The sequence below is a fragment of the Anaerocolumna aminovalerica genome (assembly GCF_900115365.1).
Lineage (GTDB): Bacteria > Bacillota > Clostridia > Lachnospirales > Lachnospiraceae > Anaerocolumna > Anaerocolumna aminovalerica.
In genome coordinates this window covers 1-8,683 of record NZ_FOWD01000072.1, presented here as the reverse complement: position 1 = coordinate 8,683, position 8,683 = coordinate 1, and the positions used below count along the sequence as shown (strand labels likewise).

At 31.9% G+C, this 8,683-nt stretch carries 10 protein-coding genes; 2 read left to right on the top strand and 8 right to left on the bottom strand.

The features are described from left to right. Nucleotides 1-191 (bottom strand): IS200/IS605 family transposase (gene tnpA / locus BM183_RS20250; protein ID WP_139221572.1); only part of this gene is annotated, 191 nt, incomplete at its 3' end. Nucleotides 192-404: 213 nt separating this feature from the next. Then, nucleotides 405-704 (bottom strand): hypothetical protein, encoded by a 300-nt coding sequence (locus tag BM183_RS20245; RefSeq protein ID WP_091689396.1) that lies wholly within the window; start codon nucleotides 702-704, stop codon nucleotides 405-407. Nucleotides 705-889: 185 nt separating this feature from the next. Here BM183_RS20245 and BM183_RS20240 point away from each other — a divergent pair, with 185 nt between their 5' ends. Next, nucleotides 890-1,711 carry an alpha/beta fold hydrolase gene (locus tag BM183_RS20240; protein WP_091689394.1) on the top strand — a complete coding sequence of 274 codons (822 nt, stop codon included), beginning with the start codon at nucleotides 890-892 and terminating at the stop codon, nucleotides 1,709-1,711. A 225-nt stretch (nucleotides 1,712-1,936) separates the two neighbouring features. On the opposite strand, the gene BM183_RS20235 is transcribed toward BM183_RS20240, so the two are convergent. From BM183_RS20235 to BM183_RS20210, 6 genes are all read right to left on the bottom strand, one after another. Continuing rightward, nucleotides 1,937-2,578: a lactate utilization protein gene (locus BM183_RS20235; RefSeq protein WP_091689392.1), complete on the bottom strand. Its 642-nt coding sequence runs from the start codon at nucleotides 2,576-2,578 to the stop codon at nucleotides 1,937-1,939. Nucleotides 2,579-2,973: 395 nt separating this feature from the next. Beyond that, nucleotides 2,974-4,032 (bottom strand): glycoside hydrolase family 18 protein, encoded by a 1,059-nt coding sequence (locus tag BM183_RS20230; RefSeq protein ID WP_170848103.1) that lies wholly within the window; start codon nucleotides 4,030-4,032, stop codon nucleotides 2,974-2,976. 386 nt (nucleotides 4,033-4,418) lie between these two features. Further along, nucleotides 4,419-5,174 carry a DUF4886 domain-containing protein gene (locus BM183_RS20225; protein ID WP_091689388.1) on the bottom strand — a complete coding sequence of 252 codons (756 nt, stop codon included), beginning with the start codon at nucleotides 5,172-5,174 and terminating at the stop codon, nucleotides 4,419-4,421. A 225-nt stretch (nucleotides 5,175-5,399) separates the two neighbouring features. Then, nucleotides 5,400-6,461 (bottom strand): LTA glycolipid anchor biosynthesis glycosyltransferase, IagA/BgsA family, encoded by a 1,062-nt coding sequence (locus tag BM183_RS20220; RefSeq protein WP_091689386.1) that lies wholly within the window; start codon nucleotides 6,459-6,461, stop codon nucleotides 5,400-5,402. A 20-nt stretch (nucleotides 6,462-6,481) separates the two neighbouring features. After that, on the bottom strand, nucleotides 6,482-7,081 hold the full coding sequence (locus BM183_RS20215; protein ID WP_091689384.1) for a TVP38/TMEM64 family protein: 600 nt from the start codon (nucleotides 7,079-7,081) through the stop codon (nucleotides 6,482-6,484). Between the two features lie 738 nt (nucleotides 7,082-7,819). Next, nucleotides 7,820-8,260: an OsmC family protein gene (locus tag BM183_RS20210; protein ID WP_091689382.1), complete on the bottom strand. Its 441-nt coding sequence runs from the start codon at nucleotides 8,258-8,260 to the stop codon at nucleotides 7,820-7,822. 229 nt (nucleotides 8,261-8,489) lie between these two features. On the opposite strand from BM183_RS20210, the gene BM183_RS20205 reads away from it, so the two are divergent. Continuing rightward, on the top strand, nucleotides 8,490-8,683 hold a 194-nt coding region (locus tag BM183_RS20205; RefSeq protein WP_139221571.1), incomplete at its 3' end, for a transposase family protein.

Below are 8,683 nucleotides of genomic sequence, written 5' to 3'. Positions count from 1 at the left end.
AACATGTGTATGTGATCTTTACAACACTCTGCTTCAATTATTTCTATCCCTTTCCTTTTACACAACATACTCAATATGTTCGCTACATCTTGTTTTATTTGTCCATATACTATCTGTCTCCTGTATTTTGGCGCAAAAACAAGATGGTATTTACATTCCCACTTCGTGTGTGATAAACTATTCTTATCCATTTTGGATACCTCCTATGCTATTTTTGTGTGGTTGGCGAACCTACACTTAGTATAACATAGGAGGTTTTTAAACTTGAAGCTAAAGCTAATTGGGAACACACCTGCATAGCAGGTGGTTTATTTTTATTGTGACACAAATAAATAACCTGCCACAATGTAGTGGCAGGCTAATTAAAGTGTAATAACCTATTTATTAAATTGGATTAATATTTATTAATAAGTTTCTTTTTTACATTTATCACAGAAGATATTTACTTGAACACAAAATTCTTCTTCCTTACGTTCTTTTTTACAATCATCTTCTTTTTTCTTTTCCTTTTTATCTTCATCACAAAAGATGTTTACCTGAACACAAAAATCTTCTTCCTTACGTTCTTTTTTACAATCATCTTCTTTTTTCTTTTTATCTTCATCACAGAAAATATTTACTTGAACACAAAATTCGTTTTCTTTAGGTTTATTTTCTTTTTTCTTCTCTTCCCTACAATCGTAGTCTGAATTGTACATATACATTAAAACCCCTCCTTTCTTTCTAGTGATACTATATTATATTTCAATTTCGACATAATGTTACAAAATAGAACTCTAATTTTAATTTTTCTATTAATTCATTATTAGCGTATCAATTCAACTAATGATTAACCAAATTAGTTAAGCGGAATAAAATAGATAGATGATAAATTTTGAGAGGGTTTACTTTGGGTTATTATATAAATGTAGAACCGGATGTAAGTGTCTATGTGGAAGATTTGAATCCAAAAGGAAGAGAAACATTTGTATTCTTACACGGATGGCCCGGCAGCCATGAATTATTTGAATACCAATTTAATCAACTGGCTATGAATAACTATCGCTGTATAGGATTAGACCAGAGAGGTTTTGGAAAATCAGATAGACCCTTAAACGGTTATGACTATGACCGGCTTTCAGATGATGTTAGAATTGTAATGAACCAGTTGGATTTAAGAGATGTTACATTAGTTGGCCATTCAACAGGAGGCGCTATTGCAATAAGATATATGGCAAGACATAAAGGTTTTGGAGTGTCAAAATTAGTATTATGTGCCGCAGCCGCTCCAAGTCTAGTACAGCGCCCTTATTTTCCTTATGGTCAGACGAAAGAAACCGTTTTGGAAATTATTAATAATACCTTAAATGACCGCCCAAAAATGCTTCGGGGATTTTCAGATATCTTTTTCTTCCAAAATGTCAGTGACCCATTAAAAGACTGGTTTTTTAAATTGGGATTGGAAGCAGCCGGTTGGTCTACAGCAGCTATTGCTAACACCTGGCTGGATGAAGAACAATTATTCTTTGATATGAAAGAAATAAATGTACCAACATTAATACTTCATGGCATCCATGATGCCGTTTGTTTCTTCCCATTAGCAGAAGCCCAGAATAAAGGAATTAGAAATTCTAAACTTATTCCCTTTAATAACAGCGGTCATGCGCTGTTTTATGAAGAACGGGACAAATTTAATCAAGCATTAATGCAGTTTATAGATGAAAAAATATAATCATATACAGCATCAAATAATACAGAAAACATCTTTATCATAGTACCTAAGGTAAAAGAATTCCTCCGCCAATAAAAGAGCTGAGAGAATTTTAAAAACTAACAATAATCCAGATAAATAAACGGCTGTATTTACTATGCTTCTTTCAATTGTAATGTAATTTCCAAAAATTATACTGCAATCAGAAGAAGCATATTTTTTACTCCAATTTTAAAGCAATTTCATTTAATACCCAAAATAGTCGTCCACAATTAATACTTTTATTCTTCCTTTAATAAACTGCCCGGTTATTGTGACAAAATCATTACAAATTCGCTTGGGGCTGCTACAGTTAACACAATATCCAATCTTGGTGCAAGGAGTATCTTTATTTAACCTTTTTGCATCAAGTGGGGCAGCATATTGTCTTACCCTTATTTGTGCCTCATCTAAATCCTTAACAATTTTATTAATCCCAGCAATAATAATGACTTGTTTCGGTCCGTACAGCATAGGCGCTACCCGGCTCCCATTACCATCTATATTATATAATTCACCATTTTCCGTTATTGCATTGGTGCTGCATAAAAAGGAATCAGCTGAAAAATTTTTAATATAAATTTCTTTTTTATCTTCACTAGTTAACCCCTCTTTAAATTTGTCTAAAAATTCAAATTTTCCACTTCTCAAAAAATCGATTACTCCTGTTTCAAAAAGAGTAATCGAGTCACCTACTCCAACAATTGAACCTTCTATTATTAATTCATTCAATTCTAATAATAACTGTTCCTTATCTTTAATAAAATACCCTTCCATATTACGTCTATTAAGATTCTTTATTATTCTTTCAACTTGTTTCTCTCTATACCAAGCAATATTATTATCCATATGCTAAAACCTCCGGCTCATAAGTTAAAATCAAAGTTAAGTTAATTTTTCAAAATTGATACTACCATAACCGGAAACGCAAATCAATGGAACATAATAAAAAGTTAGCTCATTAAAGCAAGATTTGCCTAAATATGTTCACACCAACGAGAATATTGGATGTTGTAATTCTTGTTTCATAGGAATTCCATAGTTCCAGTATAATAGCAATCTTAAGACATAAAAAAACACTATTAGGACTTTATCAGATAGACCAACTATTCTAGCCATGGTATAATGAACTAAGGTTACTACATTTTATGAAGAGGTGTTTTAAATGAATAAAAGCCCATTATCAAACAAATTATTGTGGGGATTGACCCCTTTCGCGCTTTTTGCTATATCCTATTGGTAATTTATTTACATCCATATAAATCATTATACAAAGAATTAAGTAAAACACCTTCATAATCCTGCCCCAATTCCCAGATCATTGCTCCTCCCAGTCCTTTATCCTTTATATATTTAGCTTTCCATCCAATGGATTCTTCATCATCATAAGAAATAAAAGTAGAACCGTTAAATAGCCAAGGAACTTTTGACTCTTCATGAAAAAAACGTATAAAATCCGGGTTCCCTAAATAATATCTTACAATCTCATCATAACCTATGGAATTTCCTTGGGAAAAAGTTTGGTATAACCCGTGATTGATATCAGGCACATCCTCATATTTATATCCGTAAAAAGGTATTCCCATTACAATTTTTTCTTTAGGGAACCCGGTTTCTATCCAGTTAGTAATGCCGGAATCAACACTCCATTTATATTGAGGAGAAATGTCACTGTTTATAAAAAGTGGTGCATTAAAATCTGTAAATTGATCTCTGGCTCCATGAATATCATAGGTCATAACATTTACATAATCTACATACCGCACTAACTTATCCAGTTCTATACTATTTAGGTATCTGGTTAGAGTAGCTCCTGCAAAAGTAAGCAGGTAGTGCTTTCCATCTATTTTACCCCTCTCATCCAACTTTTCTCTTAATTTCTGCATCAAAAGGGTAAAGTTTTGTTTATCCTCCGGTCTGGCTGTATTAGCTGGCAAACCTCCGCCTACAGGGTATTCCCAATCAATATCAACCCCATCAAATTGATATTTAACTATAAAATCAATAACACTGTCTGCAAATGCAGTTCTTGACTCTTCAGTAAGGGCAGCATCTGAGAATTTTCCCGACCAGATCCATCCCCCAACAGATATTAAGGTTTTTAGTTTGGGGGTTACCTTCTTTAATTCATTTAACTGATATATATTCTTTTCATCTACATCCGGAAATCCAAGTTCTATTTTCAGGTCACTTCCTATATTGGCAAAGGCATAATTAATATGTGTTAACTGGTCTGCATTGATATCCTTAGGAGTTTGATTCCAGGCAGCATAATAACCTACTATTCTTACAGGTTTTCTCACTCTGACTCTTTCTATCATCCAACAAATTATTATGATGACCAGCAGTAATATTAGGCTTATAACTTTGGAAGAAAAAAAAGATTTAAAAGTATTTTTACTTTTTTGCATAGCTCTCCTGAATAATATATTAATTGATATTTATAATATATATTTATGATAGTTTCTTAATATTATTTAACAATTATAAACAGCTTCTCTTTAGTCTTTTGTAAGTAATAAAAAATGACTATCCAATACTTTACCGAAAAGTAGGATAATCATTCTTTATTTCATTGAACTGAAATTTTCTGTGTCCAATTGTTTCCTATAATAATTCTATGTAAATTTTCCTATATATTTATTGTATTATTTACTTTCAAATTTATCATAATTTATGATATCGCATTTTAGTTGTTTATTTTATTATGAACATGCTGCTTAATAATTTGCAGTACTTCCTCTGAAGCCTCCATTCCGTCTATAACAGGAGGTTTGAATTTATTGTTTAGAATGTTACCTTTTACTACATATTCATACCAGGTTGCAGCCAAAGCATATCTTCCATAAATATAATTCATATGGAATCCGTCTCTGCATAGACTTATTCCCCCATTCTTATAATCGAAAGGCGGCAATGTTCTAAGTTCTTGAATCACTTCTCCAAAAGGAATAATGTCTAAGGATAGTTCATCAGCTACAGTTTGGTAACATTCAATCAACTTCTGATACATAATTTTCTGATTCTTTTGGTAATAGTTAAAATGATCATGACCGGAATCTATTTCATAAGCCCAAGTCTGATGGATTAATTGTTTCGCCTTGGGAACATGCTCTTTGATGTAATTTGACAGATTCTTTATGTAAGGGCGATATGTATCCATCAACCCGCTAAAACCGCTGCATTGCTGCATTGTTACTACATCCCATTCTTCTTCCAATAAAGTTTCAAGTATAGAAGCATATTTTCCGGTAAATATACCATTTAACTGATATTCGTAATCTTTCTTATTTTCAACTATGTTATTCCAGTGAGTCTCCAAGGAACAACCACCTATGTAAAGATTAACAACCTTTAATTCTACTCCTCCGCTTTTTGCTAAATCATATAAATAGGTAGTAGAATCTTGAGAAAAACTATTACCTATAGCCAGTATTTTAAGCATCTTTTCACTCCCTTGTATTCTTTAGTGAATCATTTTGCGTACTTGCCAGATAAAATTAGTCCGCAAATTGTACAAATTAAGCATAGTATCAACACTAATATTAGTCAAGGTTTTTATTCTTTTCTGACGATTAAAATAATATTTTACATAAATTTTCTATGTGTATAGGCCAATAGATAAGAACGCTAATAAGAAACTCCCTCGGTTTACTTTACTTATTATTCATTATCTAAGATTACTCATAACATAGGGTTTTAACATACTCTTTCGTCCCAGTGCATACTGTGGCTGTTTCATCAAATTATTATAAACAGAAATTAACTGTTTACCTACTTCTTTTATATCCTTTTCCTTTACCACCTCATATCCCTGCTCTACCAAAGATGGCAGTGTTTGACTTATAATTCCTTGGATCTTATATTCAAATTGAGGCAAATCATTTCCGGTATATATATTTTCCCCATCTTTAAACCAGCCTTTATAAATAGGGATGTCACGTATTAATACAGGTATTTTCATAGATAAGGCTTCCAACAACACAATTCCTTCCGTTTCTTCATGTGTCAGAAATAAAAATAAATCACTTCCGCTATAAGCATCTTTTAATTCTTCTCTGCTGATATAACCGGGAAAATATAGATTTGGCAATCTGGTTTCCACTGCTTTTTTAACCTCGTTGGTTACTGTATTTAAATTGGTATATCCAAACCATATGAATTTATATTCAGGCATTGCCTTTGCCAATTCCACAAAGTCTAAAATACCTTTTCTCTCAATGTATAGCCCCACTGAGATAATTATTTTATCTTGCTCATTAAAATGATATTTTTCCCGGAAACGTCTACCGCCCTCTGTATCTTTTTTAAAAAATTCTAAGTCTATACCATTAGAAATATTAGCAATAGGCTTTTTCAATCCATATCCTTCCAGTATTCTTTTGGAATACAAAGTTGGTGTTATGATCACATCTCCACTATTGTAGCATTTCATAAGCCACTTTTTAAAAAAGGGTGCGATAAAATTAGAACCCCGAAAAGAATTCTTAAAATCCTCCTCTGTAGAATGAGCATGGTATACTACTTTTTTACCCTTCGCCTTAGCTATTTTAGCCATTAAATAAGAACTTGGAAAAACAGTATTAATATGGACAATATCATAGTTCTCCTTTTTATTTGTTGTATAAGAGATATGATTATCTTCCAAGGCTTTTATTTGGTGATATATTGCCCTTCCTACTCCGCTTTTTTCGACCATTTTAAGATGATCGGAATGTAATAATATTCTCATATATACTTCTCCTCACGTTTTTATTTGATAAATTCTAACAGATACTGGCCAATGCTGGTCAATCCCAGACTATAAAGTGCAATTGACATTGGTTTTCCAAGTAATATAATTGCTACGAATTTTTCTAATTTCATTTTTGTTAAACCAGCAATATAGCAAAGCAGATCATCTGGAGCTACCGGAAAAAATATTGCCAAAGCAAACATGGTGTCAAATTTCCTGCCCCGGTCAATCCAGCCAATATATTTGTTATAAGATTTTTCTCCTATAATTCCTTTTACAAAATCCTTTCCGTATTTTTTAGAAAGTAAGAATACAAGAATGGACCCAATACAAATTCCGATATAATTGTATAGAAATCCAACCCATGGTCCAAAAATTATGATCCCTGCAACACAGCTGACGGCTCCCGGTATAATGGGAACTATCACCTGTGCAATCTGTATTAAAACAAATATCAGACCTGACCACATTCCAAATCTCAGAATAAATTCACGAAAAGATTCTGTAGAAGAAAATAAACCGGCTTTATATCCATAAACAATAAAAAGGCAAAATACCCCCAGTCCTATCCAAGTACTGAACTTAAGTAAATTATTTATAAATTTCCTTCTTTGCATTTTATACCTCCAAGTAGGAGGATGTTCATTCCTCATACTTTCTCTCTTTATATTTATCCTTCATAGTATAAAGGACATATGTAACCTTTAGATAAATATTATGTTATATATATTTGTAATTTCTAACAGCTCAATTATTACTACAAAATCGGTAGTTTAGGCTGTTTCTATCACCTCCGTTTGTTCTCTAATAATAATAACGACAATGTGGTCTATTAATCTTCAAAAAGTTAAATTAAAAAAATCAGAGCAAAAACCGGGCATTTTTAATGCCTGACTTTTGCTCCTTATTTAAATAAAAAGTTTCTATTTTACTTTCTTTATTCTACTATTTGATGCTTTTTAAAAGTCTCCTTGATAAACGGATATTGATCCATGAGCTCAAAAAAACACTATACCTCCTTTTCACTATGTATAACCTACAAATCATATAATTACGGATAAAAATAAATATTTCTTTATATAGTTGAAGCATACTCTTATGGCGGTGATAATATGCTTTCCATTATACCATGATTGAATTAATATCATGTTGGATCTTTACAACAAAAAACTGTCATTCTGAGAGTATAAGTTCAGCTAAGCTGAATTCAACGCTCTCAAAATGACAGTTTTCCAACTGTTTCTTGTCATTTATTAATCATTTGACTTATTAATTAATCAATCCTTATATTTCAGGATAAGAATACCATATTATCAGCAGATATTAAATTCTATCAGGAATTAATATTTAAATGATTATATAATATTTAATTCATAATCCATCTTTGGATCATTTACAATGGTATCTTGCATTGGGCATTTAGACTCTATTGTATTTATGAAATTCTTAATTTCATCTTCTGAATTGTCAGCACTAATGTTATACTTCGTTTTAATACTGCTAAAACCAATCTTGGCATCTTTATTTTTTCCGGTAAATCCGTCCGAATCCATTTCCCCTTCCATTTTAATATAAAGTTCTTTCAATTTTATATCAGCTGATTTTGACAGTATTTTTGCTACCATGCATTTACACCCCCCAAGGGCGTTAAGAAATGCTTCACCTGGACACATTCCTTGGTTATCCCCACCGGCTTCTTTTGCCTGATCCATAGTTATTTTGAAATTCCCTGCACTTCCTTCAACTTTTAATCCATCCATTAATTTTAATTCTGCATTTATTTTTTCTATCGCCATAACAAAACCTCCTATGGGATTATTATTTATAAATAACTTAACCCTTATTCTAAAATAATAAAATAAGGAGTATTTTTATATATAAACTTTTATAGGTTCTATAATAAATGTTGGGGTATGCAAAAGACATACTTCCAACATTTTATTTTTTATATTAAAATGCATCTATACGAAGCCTCTAAGTAAATGCACGTCGTCCAAACAAACATTAAAAGGAGGTTTTCGATAGATGCACTCTCATTGTACCAAAAATCTACTGAATTTAGAAGATGTTTTTATTAAGAAAGTGGTTCATGCAGATCATTATGTTAGGATATTCATCGAAACCAATCCTACCATACAAACCTGCCCCCATTGTGGTGCTCAGACCAAACGTATTCACGATTACCGCTATCAGGAGTTCAAGGATCTCCCTTTCCAGAT

What these genes read in the sequence shown, in the direction of transcription:
- BM183_RS20235 (WP_091689392.1), bottom strand. Translation starts at nt 2,578, where the DNA reads ATGGATAATAATATTGCTTGGTATAGAGAGAAACAAGTTGAAAGAATA.
- BM183_RS20215 (WP_091689384.1), bottom strand. Translation starts at nt 7,081, where the DNA reads ATGCAAAGAAGGAAATTTATAAATAATTTACTTAAGTTCAGTACTTGG.
- BM183_RS20220 (WP_091689386.1), bottom strand. Translation starts at nt 6,461, where the DNA reads ATGAGAATATTATTACATTCCGATCATCTTAAAATGGTCGAAAAAAGC.
- BM183_RS20225 (WP_091689388.1), bottom strand. Translation starts at nt 5,174, where the DNA reads ATGCTTAAAATACTGGCTATAGGTAATAGTTTTTCTCAAGATTCTACT.
- BM183_RS20210 (WP_091689382.1), bottom strand. Translation starts at nt 8,260, where the DNA reads ATGGCGATAGAAAAAATAAATGCAGAATTAAAATTAATGGATGGATTA.
- BM183_RS20245 (WP_091689396.1), bottom strand. Translation starts at nt 704, where the DNA reads ATGTATATGTACAATTCAGACTACGATTGTAGGGAAGAGAAGAAAAAA.